General features: G+C 56.7%; 16 protein-coding genes and 1 pseudogene. 11 read left to right on the top strand and 6 right to left on the bottom strand.

The window, feature by feature from the left end:
• Positions 1 to 68: 68 nt before the first annotated feature.
• The 3 genes from Q0753_RS05180 to Q0753_RS05170 are packed head-to-tail and all read right to left on the bottom strand — an operon-like array spanning position 69 to position 3,845.
• On the bottom strand, positions 69 to 2,267 hold the full coding sequence (locus Q0753_RS05180) for a polysaccharide biosynthesis tyrosine autokinase (protein ID WP_298718190.1): 2,199 nt from the start codon (positions 2,265 to 2,267) through the stop codon (positions 69 to 71).
• Between the two features lie 10 nt (positions 2,268 to 2,277).
• The gene (locus Q0753_RS05175) at positions 2,278 to 2,712 is read right to left on the bottom strand and encodes a protein tyrosine phosphatase (RefSeq protein ID WP_298718188.1); all 435 of its coding nucleotides are present in this window, start codon (positions 2,710 to 2,712) and stop codon (positions 2,278 to 2,280) included.
• Positions 2,712 to 3,845 carry a polysaccharide export protein gene (locus Q0753_RS05170; protein WP_298718186.1) on the bottom strand — a complete coding sequence of 378 codons (1,134 nt, stop codon included), beginning with the start codon at positions 3,843 to 3,845 and terminating at the stop codon, positions 2,712 to 2,714. Before Q0753_RS05170 ends, Q0753_RS05175 begins: the two co-directional genes overlap by 1 nt.
• A 585-nt stretch (positions 3,846 to 4,430) precedes the next feature.
• Here Q0753_RS05170 and Q0753_RS05165 point away from each other — a divergent pair.
• From Q0753_RS05165 to Q0753_RS05150, 4 genes are all read left to right on the top strand, one after another.
• Complete coding sequence (locus Q0753_RS05165) at positions 4,431 to 4,619, top strand: hypothetical protein (RefSeq protein ID WP_298718184.1); 189 nt, start codon at positions 4,431 to 4,433, stop codon at positions 4,617 to 4,619.
• 250 nt (positions 4,620 to 4,869) lie between these two features.
• The gene (locus tag Q0753_RS05160; RefSeq protein ID WP_298718183.1) at positions 4,870 to 5,466 is read left to right on the top strand and encodes a YjbF family lipoprotein; all 597 of its coding nucleotides are present in this window, start codon (positions 4,870 to 4,872) and stop codon (positions 5,464 to 5,466) included.
• On the top strand, positions 5,463 to 6,200 hold the full coding sequence (locus Q0753_RS05155) for a capsule biosynthesis GfcC family protein (RefSeq protein ID WP_298718181.1): 738 nt from the start codon (positions 5,463 to 5,465) through the stop codon (positions 6,198 to 6,200). The genes Q0753_RS05160 and Q0753_RS05155 overlap by 4 nt, the downstream gene beginning before the upstream one ends.
• Positions 6,197 to 8,323, top strand: coding sequence for a YjbH domain-containing protein (locus Q0753_RS05150; protein ID WP_298718180.1), 2,127 nt, complete (start codon positions 6,197 to 6,199; stop codon positions 8,321 to 8,323). The genes Q0753_RS05155 and Q0753_RS05150 overlap by 4 nt, the downstream gene beginning before the upstream one ends.
• 385 nt (positions 8,324 to 8,708) lie before the next feature.
• Here Q0753_RS05150 and icd read toward each other — a convergent pair whose 3' ends face one another.
• Complete coding sequence (icd, locus tag Q0753_RS05145) at positions 8,709 to 9,962, bottom strand: NADP-dependent isocitrate dehydrogenase (protein WP_298718178.1); 1,254 nt, start codon at positions 9,960 to 9,962, stop codon at positions 8,709 to 8,711.
• 175 nt (positions 9,963 to 10,137) lie between these two features.
• On the opposite strand from icd, the pseudogene rluE reads away from it, so the two are divergent.
• The 6 genes and pseudogenes from rluE to Q0753_RS05115 all read left to right on the top strand — a co-directional run.
• A pseudogene (rluE, locus tag Q0753_RS05140) lies at positions 10,138 to 10,764 on the top strand (23S rRNA pseudouridine(2457) synthase RluE); the annotation flags it as partial.
• Positions 10,764 to 11,219 carry an NUDIX hydrolase gene (locus Q0753_RS05135; RefSeq protein WP_298718176.1) on the top strand — a complete coding sequence of 152 codons (456 nt, stop codon included), beginning with the start codon at positions 10,764 to 10,766 and terminating at the stop codon, positions 11,217 to 11,219. The pseudogene rluE and the gene Q0753_RS05135, both read left to right, overlap by 1 nt.
• Before the next feature lie 455 nt (positions 11,220 to 11,674).
• On the top strand, positions 11,675 to 12,781 hold the full coding sequence (mnmA, locus tag Q0753_RS05130) for a tRNA 2-thiouridine(34) synthase MnmA (RefSeq protein WP_298718174.1): 1,107 nt from the start codon (positions 11,675 to 11,677) through the stop codon (positions 12,779 to 12,781).
• The gene (gene hflD, locus Q0753_RS05125; protein WP_298718172.1) at positions 12,778 to 13,401 is read left to right on the top strand and encodes a high frequency lysogenization protein HflD; all 624 of its coding nucleotides are present in this window, start codon (positions 12,778 to 12,780) and stop codon (positions 13,399 to 13,401) included. The genes mnmA and hflD overlap by 4 nt, the downstream gene beginning before the upstream one ends.
• 39 nt (positions 13,402 to 13,440) lie before the next feature.
• Positions 13,441 to 14,808 carry an adenylosuccinate lyase gene (gene purB, locus Q0753_RS05120; RefSeq protein WP_298718170.1) on the top strand — a complete coding sequence of 456 codons (1,368 nt, stop codon included), beginning with the start codon at positions 13,441 to 13,443 and terminating at the stop codon, positions 14,806 to 14,808.
• A gap of 381 nt (positions 14,809 to 15,189) precedes the next feature.
• The gene (locus Q0753_RS05115; RefSeq protein ID WP_298718168.1) at positions 15,190 to 16,332 is read left to right on the top strand and encodes a cupin domain-containing protein; all 1,143 of its coding nucleotides are present in this window, start codon (positions 15,190 to 15,192) and stop codon (positions 16,330 to 16,332) included.
• Between the two features lie 307 nt (positions 16,333 to 16,639).
• Here the strand turns inward: Q0753_RS05115 and Q0753_RS05110 are convergent, their stop codons facing one another.
• Complete coding sequence (locus Q0753_RS05110) at positions 16,640 to 17,131, bottom strand: GNAT family N-acetyltransferase (protein ID WP_298718381.1); 492 nt, start codon at positions 17,129 to 17,131, stop codon at positions 16,640 to 16,642.
• Positions 17,132 to 17,148: 17 nt separating this feature from the next.
• Positions 17,149 to 17,787 (bottom strand): pyridoxamine 5'-phosphate oxidase, encoded by a 639-nt coding sequence (gene pdxH / locus Q0753_RS05105; protein ID WP_298718166.1) that lies wholly within the window; start codon positions 17,785 to 17,787, stop codon positions 17,149 to 17,151.
• A 168-nt stretch (positions 17,788 to 17,955) separates the two neighbouring features.
• On the opposite strand from pdxH, the gene Q0753_RS05100 reads away from it, so the two are divergent.
• Positions 17,956 to 18,207: a YfhL family 4Fe-4S dicluster ferredoxin gene (locus tag Q0753_RS05100; RefSeq protein ID WP_298718164.1), complete on the top strand. Its 252-nt coding sequence runs from the start codon at positions 17,956 to 17,958 to the stop codon at positions 18,205 to 18,207.
• Positions 18,208 to 18,376: the final 169 nt, after the last annotated feature.

Genomic DNA, 18,376 nt, shown 5'->3' with positions numbered 1-18,376 from the left:
CGTATAAATGGGCGCTTACATACGTCGTAGGGTCAAATTTATTTGACCGGTGGTGTAACAGTTCTCACTTATGAGTTTTTGTATTCGTAGTTGTAGTAACCGTAGTTACCATAACCGTAGGTGGAGGCTTTGCGCTCTACTGCGTTGAATACAATGCCTTTTACATTAATGCCGTTTTGCTGGTAGCGACGCATGGCGATTTCTACTTCTTTAAGCGGGTTTTTGGCGAAGCGGCTTATCATCAGCGTGGTGCCGGCCTGGGCACTGATAATTACCGGATCTGTTACTGCCAGTACCGGTGGGGTGTCGATAATTACCAGGTCGTATTGCTTGCCAGCCTCTTCTACCAACTTGCTGAAGTTACTGTGCATCAACAACTCGGAGGGGTTCGGCGGTATCTGGCCTCTGGCTATAAAGTGCAGGTTGTCTACTTCTGTGCTCTGCACTACTTGCTGCAGGCTGTGTTTACCGCTCAGCAGGCCGGACAGGCCTTGTTCAAGACTCACGTTAAGCAGCGTGTGCATATAGCCTTTACGCATGTCGGCGTCTATTAGCAGCACTTTTTGCCCCGCCTGGGCACAAATGGCTGCCAGGTTGGAGCTTACAAACGACTTGCCTATGGCCGGGCTTGGGCCACCAATGGCCAGTACGTTGTTGTTGGCCTCAATCATGGCAAAGTGCAGGCTGGTGCGAAGCGCCCGTAACGATTCTATTGCCAAATCGGCTGGATTATAGGCCGCCAGCAGTTGGCTGCCCTGATTTGGTTGTTTTTTGCGTTTGCTCAGCAACTGGGTTTTCTTCTGATGCACCTCGCTCAAGGGCACACTGGCATACACACTCATGCCGGCCTGTTCAAAGTCTTCCGGGTTTTCTACACCTCGGTTGAGCAGGCCACGCATCAGCACCAGGCCCACACTGAGCATGCCGCCCAGCAAGGTGGCCAACACCACTATCAGCGGCTTTTTGGGTTTGACCGCATGGGGCTCGGTAACGGCATCGTCAATGATGCGCACATTGCCTACAGTACCCGCCTTGACGATGTTCAGCTCTTGTACCTTGTTCAGCAGCTGAATATAAATCTCCTGGCTTACCTGCATGTCTCGGGTCAGGCGCAGCACTTCTTGTTGCGTAGTCGGCAGGTTTTCTACCTGATCGGCCAACTGTTTTTTGTCTTTGGCCAGAGCCTGCTTTTTCTCCAGCAGGGCCTGGTAGCTGGGGTGAGCCCGGGTATAAAGCCGGCTTAGCTCCGACTCTTTGAACGACAGTTCGTTGAGTTGTTTTTCCAGTTCCACCATCTGCGTCAGCACGCTCTGGGTTTCCAGCCCCAGATCCACCGATTTATGCTGCTGGCGATATTCGTTCAGGCGCTCTTCGGCCTGGTCCAGTTTCGCTTTAAGCTCTGGCTGTTGTTCGGTTAAAAAGGACAGACTTTTTTCGGCCTCGGCAGACATGCGCTGAATATTCTGCAACAGATACTGGCGCGCCACCGCATTAAGGGTCGCGGCAATGTCGGCCTGGTTGGTGCCGGTAAGGCTAAGAGAGAGAATACCGCTGGCCTTGCCTTTTTCGCTCACATTCAGGTTTTGGCTCAAGTCGGCAATGGCCTTTAGCCGACTGGCCTTGGTCAGCACAAACTCGGTACCCGGACGAGCCACCAGATCGGTAAGCAGCAAACGGATGCCGTCTTGTTCGGCAAGCTTGCCTGCCTGGCCGCGCAGCAGTTCGGTGCCGTCATTATTCAACAGCACAAAGCCCTGTTCGGTGGCGCGCAGGGTAAGCGGCTTGTCCAGCAGGTAGCTTGGCACCATCAGCTGGCTCACTTTTATTTGCTCACCGCCCCAGGCATAACTGTCAAACAGGCTGGCCTCGGCCGGTTGCTCGCCCTGGTAGCGGCTGGCCATAAACTTGCCGAGCAGCGGAAAATAATAGGGCTCAACAATAATGTCACGCTTGCGCTCGTCTACCGCCGCGCCCAGCACCATGCGAGAGCTGATAATTTCCAACTCCGCCCCGGCATTGCTTTGTTGCGAAAACAGGTCCCCCATTTCACCCAGGGCGGGCATGCCACTGGACTTTTCTTCTACCTGCAACAGGGCATTGGCCTTGTATACCGGGGTGGACAGCAAGGCATAGGTCACGCCGATGATCATGGCAAGGGTGGTTATGCCGATAATCAGCCATTTGCCGTCCAGCAGCAGGCCAAACAGGCGACCCAGGTCTATTTCGTCGTCTTGGGGCTGGTTGTTGATTGTGGTTTGCTGTGTCATGCGTTTTCTCTTATTTATTCAGCTTATCGGCCCAGAGCGTACAGTTGTGCTCTATTAGCCCGTATACATGCTCGAATGCCTCGGTGCTTTTCTTGTAGGGGTCTGGAATTTCCTGATTTTGCTGCCATTGGCCCAGCAAAAAGGTTTTGCCCCGCACTTCGGGCGCCAGCCGGCTTACCCCTTCTTTGTGCTTGTTTTCCATGACCAATATCACGTCTGCCTGCCGGCACAGTTCTTTGGTTAACTGGCGGGCCGCATGAAGGGGGCAGTCAATATCATGGTTTTCGGCTATGCTGCGGGCCGTGGCATCCATGTCTTTATCTACCAGGGCGCCAAGGCCGGCGGAGTGTACGGTTTTGCCGGGCAGTGCCGCCTTCAGCAAAAACTCGGCGGTAGGGCTGCGGCAAATATTGCCCACACACACTACCAGAATATTGTTAAACATCAGTTTCCACTCACAGAGTCGGACGCATCACTAACAACGTTAAGGCCGGATATGGTCGGTAATAACTGACTTAGCACCCGGTTCCAGCGGGTAATGGGCGCTGCGGTTACATACACAATGTCACGCTCTTGCAGATGAAAGCTGTCGGCCAGCACCAGGGCGGCAGCGTTTTTGGCATTCAGCTGATACACATCGGCGATGCGACCACTGTTTGCTGGCGCCTTGCGCAGCACAAACACGCCGGTAGCGTCTGCGGTTATCTGATTAATGCCGTTGGCATCAGATAATGCCTCGGCTAGGGTTTTGCCGTTGCGCCCCATTGGCAAGGTTTGAGCGCGGTTCACCTCACCCAGCACAAATACCTTGCTGTCGTCGTTGCGGTTAATGTTGATCACGTCGTTGGGCTGCAACAGAATGTTCTGGCTTACATCACCGTCTTTATAGAGGTCGCGCAGCGAAAAACGAAAGCGTTGCTCGCCACGGTTCAGTATCACGGTTTGCCAGTCGGCAAACTCGGTTACGCCGCCCGCCTTGCTTACCGCATCAATCAGCGTTAATGGAATATTGGTAATCGGCAGGGTGCCGGGGTTTTCTACTTCGCCGGTTACATATACCCATTTGGAGCGAAATGCCGCTATGGTTACGTCTACTTGCGGGCTTTCTACGTAACGGGCCAGACGGCTGCTGATAAGGTCGCGAATTTCACTGACTTTTAGCCCTGCTACCTGAATATTACCAATGTAGGGATAAAACATGGTGCCGTCGGTATGTACCCAGTTGCCGGCTTCTTCCGAGCTGCGATACTGCCCCGCCGGGGTGGTCAGTTCGGGGTGGTCCCATACGGTTACACTCAAAACATCGCCCGGGCCAACCAGATAGTCGTATTGTGCAATTTGCTGGCGCAGTGGCAGATCAGAGCTAGCAACGGTCTCTCCTGGCGCCTGTGCGGCCAACACAGAGGCGGCGCTGATAGGATAAATATCTACCAACTCGGTCAGATCGTCGTCTTGATCATGGTACTGATCTACCACAGTGCCGTAAGAACTGGAGAAATGAGAGCCGGGTATCAGGGTGCAGCCCCCCAACAAAACCGTGGTCAACACTAAACAAGGTAGTTGGTAAACGTGTTTCATTTAATTAGTCTGCTTATTAATTAAGAATATAACGATATACAAATAGCCAGGCTCAAAAAGCATCCAAAACACGGCAGGGGCCGTTGTGAGCAATAAAAAGGTACGCTACCGCCCCAGGGTTACAGCCCCCGATGCTGAACGCCGTTATTTATGCTCTTGTTTTAATTGAGCTTTATATGAGAACTGATATCTGGTTCAGCTTTGTCGCAAAATGCAATAAGCGACCATGAAAAATTGCGCCGTATCGTAACACAAAACATGGCGTGTGTAGCGCGGTGCGACTATGTAGCTGCTGCACTACAACGACCCAAATTCAAAGAAAGATGAATGATTTGGCTAACTTTAATTTATTAAGTTTCGTTATCTAACGCCGTCTTAAGTGGTAAATTACCGCTCTAGTGGTGAAAATGAGGTTATTTTATCGCAATGGCGTATATTGTTGCGATGCTTACATGGTTCACAAATTGATTGCAAGGAGAATCCTGATGAAAAAAACAGCATTTGCTTTATTGATAGGGGCTGCACTGGCACTGCCAGTGCAGGCTCAAACCGAAACCGGTGCTGCTGCCGCAGGTAGCGGTGCAGGTGCCGGCACAACCGGTACCGCCGCTGCTGGAGCTGGAACCGGCGCAGCTGGTGCAGGGGCTACCAGTGCAGGCGTTGGTGCTGCTGGTGCCGGCGTGGGTGCCGGTGCCGCTGCTGGTGGCATTGCCGCTGGCACCGCCGTGGGTCTGGGTACCGCTGCCGTGGCCGCCGCTGCAACCGTGGCCGTAGCCGCCGCCGTAGCCGTGGGTGTATCCGGCAGCGACAGCAACAATGGTGCGGTTACTCCTGGTTCCACCCCTGGTTCTTCCACTCCAGGATCTACCTCTGGTTCTAACTAAGCTGCACATTTTTTTATGGCAGATTGTTCACCAAGGGGCCATGGCCCCTTTTTATTTATTGTTGAACTCAAATGATAAAACTTTCCTGTTCAGGCTTATGGCTGGCCACCCTGCTGGCCCTTGTTGGCTGCAGCCAAAAGGTGCAAGACATAAGCGATACCCTACGTGTGGCCGCCCTGGGCTATAACGATGTACCGCTCACCCGGCAACAGATAACCGCCCTGCCCTATGCCGCTATTCAACTGAAATGGGGCCATGGCCCACGGGTGCTTTCTGTGCTGGCACTGGCAGAAGGTGACAAGCTTAAGTGGGTAACCCAGGATAAAAAAATGCTGGTTACCCAACATGGGCGCCTGATCAAGACCCTGGGCTTTGAGCAGAATCTCGTTTACACCGGCAACCTGGCCGCCGATCCCCTGCCTCACCTTCTGACCTTGCTGCAACAGCGCCAGGATATGCGCTGGGCCAGCGAGCAAGACTGGCAACCGGGTTATATTAGCGGTTATGCCTCGCTTTCGCGTTTTGAATACCAGGGTGAAGAGTCGCAGAATATTCTGGGCCAACCCGTCACGCTGATTAAATTTACCGAGCAGGTGCGCTACGCCAAATTTGATCGTCAGTTACAAAACACATTCTGGCTGTCGCCCGACAGCGGTGAAGTCATAAAAAGCCGCCAGTTTATTGGCCCGGGTCTGCCCGAGGTAGAAATCACCCTAATCAAGCCGTATCAATCATGAAGTCACTATTTTTTGTGTTTTTAGCCTTATTTTCTGCCACTGCTTATAGCCAGGTAAAAATAACGGTATTACCCAACAGCGCCCTCAATCAGCAATATACGCAACCGGTACGCTGGCAGCAGGTGCTGGCCTCGCTGCATGCGGCCGGAGTTGACCCTCGCTGGTCTGTGCTTACCCGTCAGTCAGAAGATAAGCTGGCAGAGCTGACCGAATTGCACCGCCAGGTAACAGACCGGCTTGAACGGCTGGGGCAGTACTGGGCACGCCAGGGTAACCAGGGCGGCCTGCGCAGTGCCTATGAGCTGCTGGCCCAGTTGCATGCCCTACCGCTTGCAGCCTATCAACCCGTCAGCATGGATTATGATCTGGTGCGCCTGCAGCCGGAGCAGAACCCCCTGCTGGATGGCAATTACACCATCACCCTGCGCGACAGGCCCGACTTTGTGTGGGCCCAGGGGTTGATACGCCTGCCGGGCAAGCGGCCCTTTGTGGGGGGCGCCTTCGCTTATGACTACGGCAAACGGCTAAGTACCCTGCCGGAAGCAGACTCGAATAATATATGGGTGATACAGCCGGACGGCGTTGTCATGACCAGCGGCGTAGACCCCTTTGCCCCCGAATTTGTTGGCGTGGCGCCCGGTGCCACCCTTTACGTGGGCTTCAAGCAGTTGCCCGCCGCTTTTACCGGGCTAAACCGGCAAATAATGACTCTTTTAGCGAACAGACAGCCATGAACCAGCCTTTTCACTTTGTTAACTATGCCACCCTGGCCGCCGCCGTTGCCTTGATATTGCACGCACCCACCCGGGCCGACGAGCTTACGCCCTTTGTGCCCATGCCGTCTCAGTCCGACTTTGGGGGGACCGGTTTGTTGCAAATGCCCTCTGCCCGCATGAACAAAGAGGGCGAGTTCAGCATCAACTACTTTGACACCGACCAATACCGTCGTTACTCGCTGTCTTTGCAGCTGTTTCCCTGGCTGGAAACCACGGTGCGCTATGTGGATGTGCGTACCCGGCTTTACAGCCAGAATACCGAGTTTAGTGGTGATCAAACGCTGAAAGACAAGGGCATAGACGCCAAGTTTCGGTTGCTGAAAGAACGCCAGTGGCTGCCGGAACTGAGTGTAGGCGCCCGGGATATGGGCGGCACCGGCTTGTTTGCTTCCGAATTTGTCGCGGCCAGCAAACGGATAGGCCCGTTGGACTTGACGCTCGGCATGGGCTGGGGCTATTTAGGTACCCGTGGCAACATCAGCAACCCGTTTTGTGAGGTGGCCGGCGGCTTTTGCGAACGCCCGCAAGGCACCCTGGGCAGCGGCGGCAAATTTGATGTCAATAAAATGTTTCGGGGTCCGGCCGCCTTGTTTGGCGGGGTGGAATATCAAACGCCCTGGCAGCCATTGCGGTTGAAGCTGGAATACGACAGCAACGATTATGTAAACGATGTTGCCGGCACCCTGAAGGTAGACACGCCCATGAACGTGGGTGCCGTATACCGGGCCTTTGACTGGCTGGATGTACATGCGGGGTGGGAGCGTGGTAACACCATGAACCTGGGTGTGACCATGCGTACCAACTTCAATGAATTAACCCCTAGCTGGAACGACCTGCCCCACCCCCAGTATCAGCCGGACGCTTTACCGAATGCTGGGCAGGAGGACTGGGGCACGTTACAGGGTGATTTGGCCAATAACGCCGGTTATCGCAACGCCACTGTACTGCGCCAGGACAATACGGTCATAGTGACCGCCGAACAGGCCAAATACCGCGACAGAGCCGAAGCCAACGCCCGTGCCGGCATGCTGTTTGCCAACCAGCTGCCGGCCGATATAGAGCAGGTGCGGCTGGTGGAAACCAAGAAGAACCTGCCGCTTACCGAGCAACAGTTTGATATGACCGCCCTGCGCCAGGCGGCAGACAACGCCTATATTGGCGCCAGCCTCAACGACGCCATGATCCAGGCCGAGCCGGGCGATTATAGTGATGCCACCGAGGTGGCCGCTGTAGATAGCCGTTACCGTTTTGGTGTATCACCTGTGCTGCAACAGTCGTTTGGCGGCCCGGAGTCATTTTATATTTATCAAATTGGTCTGCTGGGCGATCTGGAAACCAACCTTGCCGATCACTGGCTGGCCTCTACCGCCGCCTATGTAAACCTGGTGGATAACTACGACAAGCTGGATGAAACCTATAACGGTTATGCCGACAACGACAATCCTACTTTGCCGCAAGTACGTACTCTGGTGCGCAAATACATAAAAGACAGCCCGGTACGGCTGCAAAACCTGCAACTTACCTGGATGGACCGGCTGGCCCCCAACTGGTATGCCCAGGCCTATGGCGGTTATTTAGAGCTGATGTTTGCCGGTGCCGGTGGCGAGGTGCTGTATCGGCCGCAAAATACCAACTGGGCACTAGGTGCCAACCTCAATTGGGTGAAACAGCGGGATTTCGACTCTCAATTCGGCATGCTGGATTATGCGGTGACCACCGGTCATCTGGGCGCCTATTACGAACTGCCCTGGCTGGACGACACCCTGCTGCAACTGCAATCGGGCCAGTACCTGGCCGGTGACAAGGGGGCGACCTTTGAGCTTTCGCACAAGTTCGACAGCGGTGTAGTGGCCGGCGCCTTTGCCACTTTCACCAATGTGTCGAGTGAAGATTATGGCGAAGGCAGCTTCACCAAAGGCTTTTATGTGTCTATTCCGTTCGACCTGCTGACGGTTAGCCCCAGCACCACCAGTTCGACCATCAGTTGGGTCCCCCTTACCCGCGACGGCGGCCAAATGCTGGGCCGACGCTACGGCTTGTATGGGTTAACCGACGCCCGTTCGCCTTATTTCGGGTTGTGAAGCTGAAAGCTGAAAGCTGAAAGCTGAAAGCTGAAAAATTCTAGTTGGCTGGTTCTGTGTAGCAAGGTAAAAAACGGCGCTGTTGATACAGCGCCGTTTTTGTTGGCTGCAGATCGGCGCCGGATTACTCGTTCGTCATACCGGGCTTGCCCCGGTATCTTTCTGTAAACGACTCGGGTTCATGCAGACAACGCAAGATCCTGACTTTCGTCAGGATGACGGCGGAGTGCGTAAATTGAGATAGGGTGCGACACCGAACGGCCCCCCTGGCTGCCACTTCAGTTGGCAGTGCGTAGGGTCGAATTTATTCGACCGTTTTGGCCCCGAGCCGGAGCGCTGGTCGATTGAAATCGACCCTACGATCGTTTGACGAACATTGAGCCTTTTACATCTGGGTCACTATGTCTTCGGCAAATTCGGAACAGCTGCGCAGGGTGGCGCCGGTCATTTGTCGCTCGAAGTCGTAGGTGACCGTCTTGTTGGCGATCGTCCCTTCCATGCCCTTGACGATAAGATCCGCCGCCTCGGTCCAGCCCAGGTGGCGCAGCATCATTTCGGCGGAGAGAATAAGTGACCCCGGGTTGACCTTGTCCTGCCCGGCATACTTGGGCGCGGTGCCGTGGGTGGCTTCGAACAATGCCACACCGTCGCCGATGTTGGCGCCGGGGGCGATACCGATGCCGCCCACCTGAGCCGCCAGGGCATCGGAGATGTAGTCGCCGTTCAGGTTCATGCAGGCAATGACGTCGTATTCCGCCGGGCGCAGCAGTATCTGCTGCAGAAAGGCGTCGGCAATCACGTCCTTGACGATGATCTCCTTGCCGGTGTTGGGGTTCTTGAACGAACACCAGGGGCCACCGTCAATCAATTCGGCACCGAACTCTTCCCGCGCCAACTCATAGCCCCAGTCCTTGAAAGCACCTTCGGTGAACTTCATGATGTTGCCCTTGTGCACCAGAGTCAGGGAGTCACGGTCGTTATCGATGGCATACTGCAGCGCGGCGCGCACCAAGCGCTGGGTACCGGCTTTGGAGGTCGGCTTGATGCCGATGCCGCAGTCTTCGGGAAAGCGGATTTTCTGCACCCCCATGTCGTTACGCAAAAAGTCGATTACCTTCTGCGCTTCGGCGCTGCCGGCCTGCCATTCGATACCCGCGTAGATGTCTTCGCTGTTCTCGCGGAAGATCACCATGTCGGTCAGTTCGGGCTGCTTCACCGGGCTGGGTGTACCCTGGTAATAACGCACCGGACGCAGACACACATACAGATCAAGCTGCTGGCGCAGCGCCACGTTGAGCGAACGAATGCCGCCCCCCACCGGGGTAGTGAGCGGGCCCTTGATGGCCACATGGTAATCACGAATCAGTTCGAGCGTTTCTTCCGGCAACCAGGTGTTTTCACCGTAAACATGAGTCGACTTCTCGCCGGTATAGATTTCCATCCAGCTTACCTGCCGCTCGCCCTGATAGGCCTTGGCCACGGCGGCATCCACCACCAGCTTCATCGCCGGGGTCACATCCACACCGATGCCGTCGCCTTCAATAAAGGGAATAATGGGGTGATTGGGCACCTGCAGCTTGCCGGTGTTATCCAGGGTGATTTTTTGCCCTTCTGCCGGCACCATTACCTGTGAAGTCATCGTGTTCTCCTGCTTGTTATTGATGGCGGTGTTCTACGCACAGCTTGCCCTCTTCCTCAGGCAGCCTCGGCAGCATAGGACAAAAAAACGGCGATAGATATTGAGCCGATCACAGTTCGACCGTGCTGCCCGTTAGCCGACAACAGCGGATTTTGTTATGCTGAAGCCCCTGTTTATCAAGACGTTTCGCATGAAAGCCAGAAAACCACGGCCCGCATCAGGTCCCAGGCCCAAGCCGGCCAGAGTTAAACCCAAACCGACGCCCGCCGGGCCACCGACCACGCTGCTGTTCAACAAGCCCTATATGGTGCTGTGCCAGTTTACCGACGGCGATGGCCGCCAGACCCTGGCCGACTTCGTGAAGGTGCCCGGCGTTTATGCCGCCGGCCGGCTGGATCGGGACAGTGAAGGCCTGCTGCTACTGACCAACGATGGTGCCCTCAATGCCCGCCTGACCCAGCCCGGCCGCAAAACCGCCAAGACCTACTGGGTGCAGGTAGAAGGCGCCCCCACCGAGGCGGAGCTGGAGCCGCTGCGCCGGGGCGTAACGCTGAAGGATGGCCCTACCCTGCCCGCTCGGGTACGGCTGATGGAGGCACCGACTGTCTGGCCGCGCACCCCGCCCATTCGCGAGCGGCAGAATATTCCGACCTGCTGGCTGGAAATCCAGATCATCGAGGGGCGCAATCGTCAGGTACGGCGCATGACCGCCCATATCGGCTTTCCGACCCTGCGGCTGATCCGCTATGCCATCGGTGACTGGACCCTGGATAACCTGCCCTCGGGCCAATGGAGAAAGCTATGAGCCATCATCCCTTTGCGGTGACCCTGGCGGTGATCGTGCGTGCCGGTGATCGCTTTTTAATGGTGGAGGAATGGCAACAGGGCCGGGTGATGTTCAACCAGCCCGCCGGCCATCTTGAACCCGGCGAAAGCCTGCTCGACGGCGCCCAGCGCGAACTGCAGGAAGAAACCGGCCTGACCCTGCCGCTGGAGCAGGCGGTGGCCATCTATCAATTTGAGGCGCCGGACAACGGCACCCATTTTGTGCGCTTCACCTTCTGCACCGAGGTACCGGCGCCGCTGGCCACGAATCCACAGGATCCGGACGGCGACATCATCCGCTGTCACTGGCTGACTCTTCCCGAAATAGAGGCATTGGGCGACCGGTTGCGCAGCCCGCTGATTCTGGCCTCGTTCCGCGATTACCTGGCCGGACAGCGTTTTCCGTTAAGTGCGTTGAAGCAACAAGGTTAGAAGCGGGAAACGGAAGAAAAAGGGGTCGGAGTCATTTATTACTTTGCGTGAAAATGACTCCGACCCCTTTTTCCTTTTTCTTGGCATGGCTTATGGTCTGCAGGTTTGGCGTTGTCGTTATTGCCCTGCTTCGCAGAGCCTGCCAGCTGAAGCGGCAGCTACAAGTGACTCCGACGATCGTAGGGTCGATTTCAATCGACCAAGGGGCACGACACAGGACCACAACTACAAAAACCACAAATTGGCCCGCCTCGTAGGGTCCAATTTATTGGACCAACCCAACCTGACTGCAACACCGCCGGTCGAATAAATTCGACCCTACGAAAAACAGCTCCGCAACGCACCCGGAATTTTCTTCCGGCTTCCAACTTCCCGCTTATGGCTTTCTTTCCCTCCCGCTGGCGGCATTTGTCTGGTAAAATGCTGGCCGTTTTGCATACAGGTAACGGCGAGTGATGAGCGATAACAGTCAGCTAAAAGTGATTGTCGGCATGTCCGGCGGTGTGGATTCTTCGGTTTCGGCCTGGTTGCTGCAGCAGCAGGGCTATCAGGTGGAAGGCCTGTTCATGAAAAACTGGGAAGAAGATGACACCGACGAGTATTGCTCCGCCGCCGAGGATCTGCGTGACGCCCAGGCGGTGTGTGACAAGCTCGGCATCGAGCTTCACACTATCAACTTTGCCGCCGAATACTGGGACAATGTGTTCGAGCATTTTCTGGCGGAATACAAGGCCGGGCGCACGCCTAATCCCGATATCCTGTGCAACAAGGAAATCAAGTTCAAGGCCTTCCTGGAGTTTGCCGCCGAAGATCTGGGCGCCGACTATATTGCCACCGGTCACTACGTGCGCCGCAGCTTCGACGAGCAGCCCCGCATGCTTCGCGGCCTGGACGGCAACAAGGATCAGAGCTACTTCCTTTACACCCTGAGTTCGCAGCAGGTGGCCAAGAGCCTGTTTCCGGTCGGCGAGCTGGAAAAACCCGAGGTGCGCCGCATCGCCGAGCAGCTGGAACTGGTCACCGCCAAGAAGAAAGATTCTACCGGCATCTGCTTTATCGGCGAGCGCAAGTTCACCGATTTTCTGGCCCGCTACCTGCCCGCCCAGCCCGGCAAAATTGAAACGGTGGATGGCGTGGTCATCGGTGAACACCAGGGGCTGATGTATCACACCCTGGGTCAGCGCAAGGGCCTCGGCATCGGCGGCCTGAAAAATGCCAGCGACGAGCCCTGGTACGTGGTCGATAAAGAGCTGGATCGCAATGTGCTGGTGGTGGCCCAGGGCGATCACCCGCGCCTGTATTCCAACGGTCTGATTGCCCGCCAGTTGCACTGGGTGGATCGCATGCCCGTCAAGGACGCCTTTCGCTGTACCATCAAGACCCGTTATCGTCAGACCGATATCCCCTGCCTGGTCGAGCCGCTGGATGACGAGACCATCAAGGTCACCTTCGACCAGCCGCAGGCGGCGGTCACACCGGGCCAGTCAGCCGTCTTCTACCAGGGCGACATCTGCCTCGGCGGCGGTATTATCGAAACCCGTTTCAGTCAGGAGCAAGCGTGAGTCACAGCCTCGAAAACCAAACCCTGGCCTTTGCCGGCATCTGCCAGGCCGCCAGTCTGGTGCAGCAGGTCGCCCGTGAGGGCAGCATCAACGATAAAAGCCTGTTCGAAGCCACCCTCAACAGCATTCTGGTCACCGACGCCGAACAATCGGTAGATATTTACGGTGGCCATGAAAAGCTCGGTCTGGGCTATCAGACACTGATCGATCAGCTCGACAACAACAGCAACCGCAAGAACGCCGAACTGACCCGCTATCTGGTCGGCATTGTCGCGCTGGAGCGCAAGCTGGCCAAGCGCCGCGACCTGATGTCGATGCTGGGCGAGCGCATCAATCAGGTAAAGCGCCAGCTGCACCACTTCGAGCTGCTCGACGAGCAGGTACTGGCCAACCTGGCCAGCGTGTACAGCGATATTGTCAGCCCCATAGGGCCGCGTATTCAGGTAGCCGGTAACCCGAGCTACCTGCAGCAGCCGCTGGTGCAGCACCAGATTCGGGCGTTATTGCTGGCCGGTATTCGCAGCGCCGTACTCTGGCGTCAGCTCGGCGGCAAACGCCGTCATATTCTGTTTTCTCGCAAGCGGCTGGTGGCTCAGGCCCAGGCGGCATTGCGGTATTAATTGTTCTGTTACCCCCCCAACGTTCAGGAGTCCTTGTTCATGGAATTGTCAGCATTAACGGCTATTTCTCCGGTTGATGGCCGTTACGGCACCAAAACCCAGGAGCTGCGCGCCATTTTTTCCGAATTTGGTTTATTGCGCTTTCGTGTAGAAGTCGAGGTACGCTGGCTACAGGCGCTGGCCGCCCATGCTGAAATTACCGAGGTGCCCGCCCTGTCCGCCGAGGCCAACGCCCTGCTGGACGCCATTGTCGCCGACTTCAACGAAGCCGATGGCCAGCGAATCAAGGATATCGAGCGCACCACCAACCACGACGTGAAAGCGGTGGAATACTTCCTGAAGGAAAAGGTGGAAGTGCTGCCCGAGCTGGCGGCCGTCAGCGAGTTCATTCACTTCGCCTGCACCAGCGAAGACATCAACAACAATGCCCATGCGCTGATGCTGAACGCCGGCCGGGACCAGGTGGTGGTACCCTATTGCCAGCAGCTGGTTGATGAAATCAAGCGCCTGGCCGCCCAGTATCGCGACGTGCCCATGCTGAGCCGCACCCACGGTCAGCCCGCCTCGCCCACCACTCTGGGCAAGGAAATGGCCAACGTGGCCTACCGTCTGGAGCGTCAGCTCAAGCAAATCAAGTCGGTAGAAATGCTGGCCAAGATCAATGGCGCCGTGGGCAACTACAACGCGCACCTGTCTGCCTATCCGGAAGTGGACTGGGCCGGTTTTGCCGAGCGCTTCGTCACCGGTCTGGGGCTGACCTTCAACCCCTACACCACCCAGATTGAACCGCACGACTACATTGCCGAGCTGTTCGACGCCATCGCTCGCTTCAACACCATACTGCTGGATTTTGACCGCGACATCTGGGGTTATATCTCGGTCGGTTACTTCAAACAGAGAACCGTGGCCGGCGAAATCGGCTCCAGCACCATGCCGCACAAGGTCAACCCGATCGACTTCGAAAACTCCGAAGGCAATCTGGGCCTGGCCAACGCCATCTTCAACCACCTGGCCGCCAAGCTGCCGGTGTCTCGCTGGCAGCGCGATCTGACCGACAGCACTGTGCTGCGCAACCTGGGCGTGGCCGTGGGCTATTCGGTGATCGCCTATCAGGCAACCCTGAAAGGCATCAGCAAGCTGGAAGCCAACCCGACCGCTCTGGCCGCCGATCTGGATCAGAACTGGGAAGTACTGGCCGAGCCGGTACAAACCGTGATGCGTCGCTACGGTATCGAGAAGCCCTACGAGAAGCTGAAAGAGCTGACCCGTGGCAAGCGCGTGGATGCCGACGGCATGCGCACCTTCATCGACGGTCTGGAACTGCCCGAGTCGGTGAAGGATCAGCTCAAGCTACTGACCCCCGCCAACTACATAGGCCAAGCCATCCAGCTGACCGACGAGCTGTAAACCCAGCCGGAAGCGTTAAGCTGGAAGCTGGAAGTTAAAGACAAAACACCGAGCCGGTTGGCTCGGTGTTTTTGTTTATGCCGGGGAAGGAGCTGTTTGCTCCTCCCCCTTGGCAGCGGCGTTACAAGCATAACTGCGGCTTTTCGCCAGGGGGAGGCTGGGTGGGGGTGTCATTTCACCCTCCATACAGAAACCCCTCCCCAACCCTCCCCTTGCGTTACACCCCGCTGTCATCCTGTGGCCCACGAGTTCAGGGGAGGGAGCAGAACGGCGCCAAGCCTACGCCTCACCCCTCACCCCTCACTATCTATCATTCTCCACTTCGGCTAGGCATAATAGCCCGCTATTCTTAACGCATTATCCCCATCATTACAGGTTCCCATGCACAGCGCTCTGAAACTGGATATCGACGACTTTCTGGCCAATTACTGGCAACGCAAGCCCTTGCTGATCAAGGCCGGTTTTCCCGGTTTTGAAGATCCGCTCAGCCCGGACGAACTGGCCGGCCTGGCGCTGGAACCGCACATCGAATCCCGCCGGGTCTGGCGAGAAAACCAACGCTGGAACGCGGAAACCGGTCCCTTCGAGAGCTACGATCATCTGGGCGAAACCGACTGGACCCTGCTGGTGCAGGCCGTCAACCAGTGGCACCCGGCAGTACAAGATGTGGCGGAAGCCTTTCGCTTCATTCCCGGCTGGCGCTTCGATGATGTGATGGTCAGCTTCTCCACTCCCGGTGGTGGCGTGGGCCCTCATATCGATCAGTATGGGGTCTTTATCATTCAGGGCGACGGTCGCCGCCGCTGGCGGGTGGGTCTGCCACAAAGCCTGAAGCAGTTTGCCGCCCACGGGGCCCTGCGCCACTGCGAGGCCTTCGAGGCGGAAATAGACGAAGTGCTGGAGCCCGGCGATGTACTCTATATTCCACCCGGCTGTCCGCACGAAGGCTATGCCGAGACCCCGGCACTCAATTATTCCATCGGCTTTCGCGCCCCGGATGCACGCGATCTGATTTCCGGCTTTGCCGATCACATGCTGGCGCACGAGTCGGACAGCCGTCGCTTTGACGATGCCGCCATGGCGCCCTGCTCGGCCCACGGTCGCATCGACCACCAGGCGATGCTGCAGGTGAAGGCGCTGATGGTCGAACTGCTGGACGATCCGGTACGAATGGCCGACTGGTTTGGCGAGATGATCTCGGAAGCCAAGCACGACCTGGATCTGGAGCCGGTAGAGCCGCTCTACAGCCTGGAAGAGCTGGTATTGCGCCTGGATCATGGTGACCATCTGTATCGGCTGGCCGGTGCCCGCTGCTTCTATATGGAAGGCAGCGAAGAGGTGTTTTATCTGGACGGGGATCGCTACCAGCTTGACGAGCCGGATGCCGACGCCATCGCGCTGCTGTGTGATCAGGCCCGCATCTGCGGCCCCGAAGTGGCCTGCCTGAAGCAGCCCGAGGCGCTACTGGAAGTGCTGCTGCCACTGGTCAATCAGGGCTACTGGTACTTTGAAGAAGACGAATAATAAAACGGAAAATCAGGGATTAGGGATTGGGGATTGGGGATTGGGGATTGGGGATTGGGGCCGTCATACCGGTACTGAATCTTTGTCATGCTGAACTTGATTCAGTATCTTCCTGCACACAGCACCAAACCCAAGATCCTGACGTTCGTCATGAATGACGGCATAAACGCCGTGGTCGAATAAATTCGACCCTTGTAAACCACGCTCCTGATAACAGGGTACGATCTTGTAGGGTCCAATTCATTGGACCAACCCAACCTATAATGCAACACCACCGGTCAAATTCTCTTGCCTAAAATAATTCGATCTACGTCAGCTCATCAAACGCCGGATGGTATCTGACCAGACCGGTGGGAGCCGGTTGCTTGAGTGCCAGCGCCATGAAGGCATCACCCGCGTCGGGATAGGTGCACTCCAGGCCCAGCTCGCTGGCGGGGCGAAAGCCGAAGCGCCGATAGAGCGCCGGCTCGCCCAGTACCACCACTCCGGCCCAGTCGAGTTCGTTGGCGCTGTCGAGCGCTTCCCGAATCATCGCCGAGGCCACGCCCTGTTGCTGACAGTCGGGCCAGACACTGACCGGCGCCAGTCCCAGCCAGCCGATATCCTCGCCGTTCACCAACACCGGACTCATCACCAGATGGCCGACGATGGCGCCTTCGTATTCGGCGACCTGGCTCAGGCTGATGGCGCCCTGCTCGCGCAGGGCCCATACCAGATCCGCTTCGTCGTCCCGACCGAAGGCGGCACAGACCACCTCGTCGATGTCGTCGCCGTCACCCGGCCGCTCGGTTCTGCATATCAGCATGATGACAGGTCCTATGGCGCCAGGCGATCGATGGTCCAGCCGTCGGCGCCTTCACGCTGATACAGAAAACGGTCGTGCAGACGGTTGGCGCCACCCTGCCAGAATTCGACGGTCTCGAACTTGACTCTGAAACCGCCCCAGAAGCTCGGCAGCGGCACCTCGCCACTGGCAAACTTCTGTTTCATTTCCAGAAATTTGGCTTCCAGCAGGCCGCGAGCGGAAATGCGCGATGACTGCTGCGAGACCCAGGCGCCAATCTGGCTGTCTTTGGGACGACTACTGAAATATTTCATTACTTCCAGTGCCGACAGACGCTCCACCTGACCGGTGACGTGCACCTGGCGTTCCAGCGTATGCCAGGGAAACAGCAGGCTGATACGCGGATTGCCCGCCAGCTGGCCGGCCTTGCGGCTGCCCATGTTGGTGTAAAACACGAAGCCACGCTCGTCGGTATGCTTGAGCAGCACGATGCGCTGATACGGCTGCCCGCGCTCATCTACCGTGCCCACCACCATGGCGGTGGGATCGGCCAGGTTGGCGGCAATCGCCTGCTGCATCCAGGTTTCAAACAGAGACAAAGGGTTATCCGGCAAATCCTTGCGGCGCAAGCCGCCTCGCAGGTATTCCCGCCGGTAGTCGGCCAGTTCCATAGACAGGTCTCTCATAGTTCGGGGAGTGGCTATTGTGCGTTGAGCGTGGATGATTGGCAAGAAGGCTGCCGCCAGAGCGGGATCACGAAAACTGAGAATACCGGGCAGTGGTGATATAATTCGGCCCTGAACCGTTTTTTCGTCCTGCCCGTTACTGCGAGTACTTTAATGGCCCTGCTGATCACCGACAAATGCATCAACTGCGACATGTGTGAACCCGAATGCCCGAACGGTGCCATCACCTTTGGCGCCGAGATCTACGAAATAGCGCCGGATTTATGCACCGAGTGTGTGGGCCATTACGACAAGCCCACCTGCATCAGCGTCTGTCCCATCGACTGCATCATCGATCACCCCGAACATAGGGAAACCGAAGAGCAACTGTGGGACAAATACGTGATTTTGCATCATCAGGGTTGAGGTAGTAGCGACAAAAACCGCGAATCTGCCCGCCGCGTAGGGTCCATTTCAATGGGCCCGCCCAACCGCCGTGGTACGCCATTGGTCGAATGAATTCGACCCTTGTATGTTTAAGTTAGATGAGTTGATAGAGTATTTCACAGTTACTGGGGAGGCCGTTCGACCCTGG

It is taken from the genome of uncultured Oceanisphaera sp. (genome assembly GCF_947495715.1).
GTDB classification, from domain to species: Bacteria; Pseudomonadota; Gammaproteobacteria; order Enterobacterales; family Aeromonadaceae; genus Oceanimonas; species Oceanimonas sediminis.
This window is presented reverse-complemented; position numbering and strand designations above follow the sequence as displayed.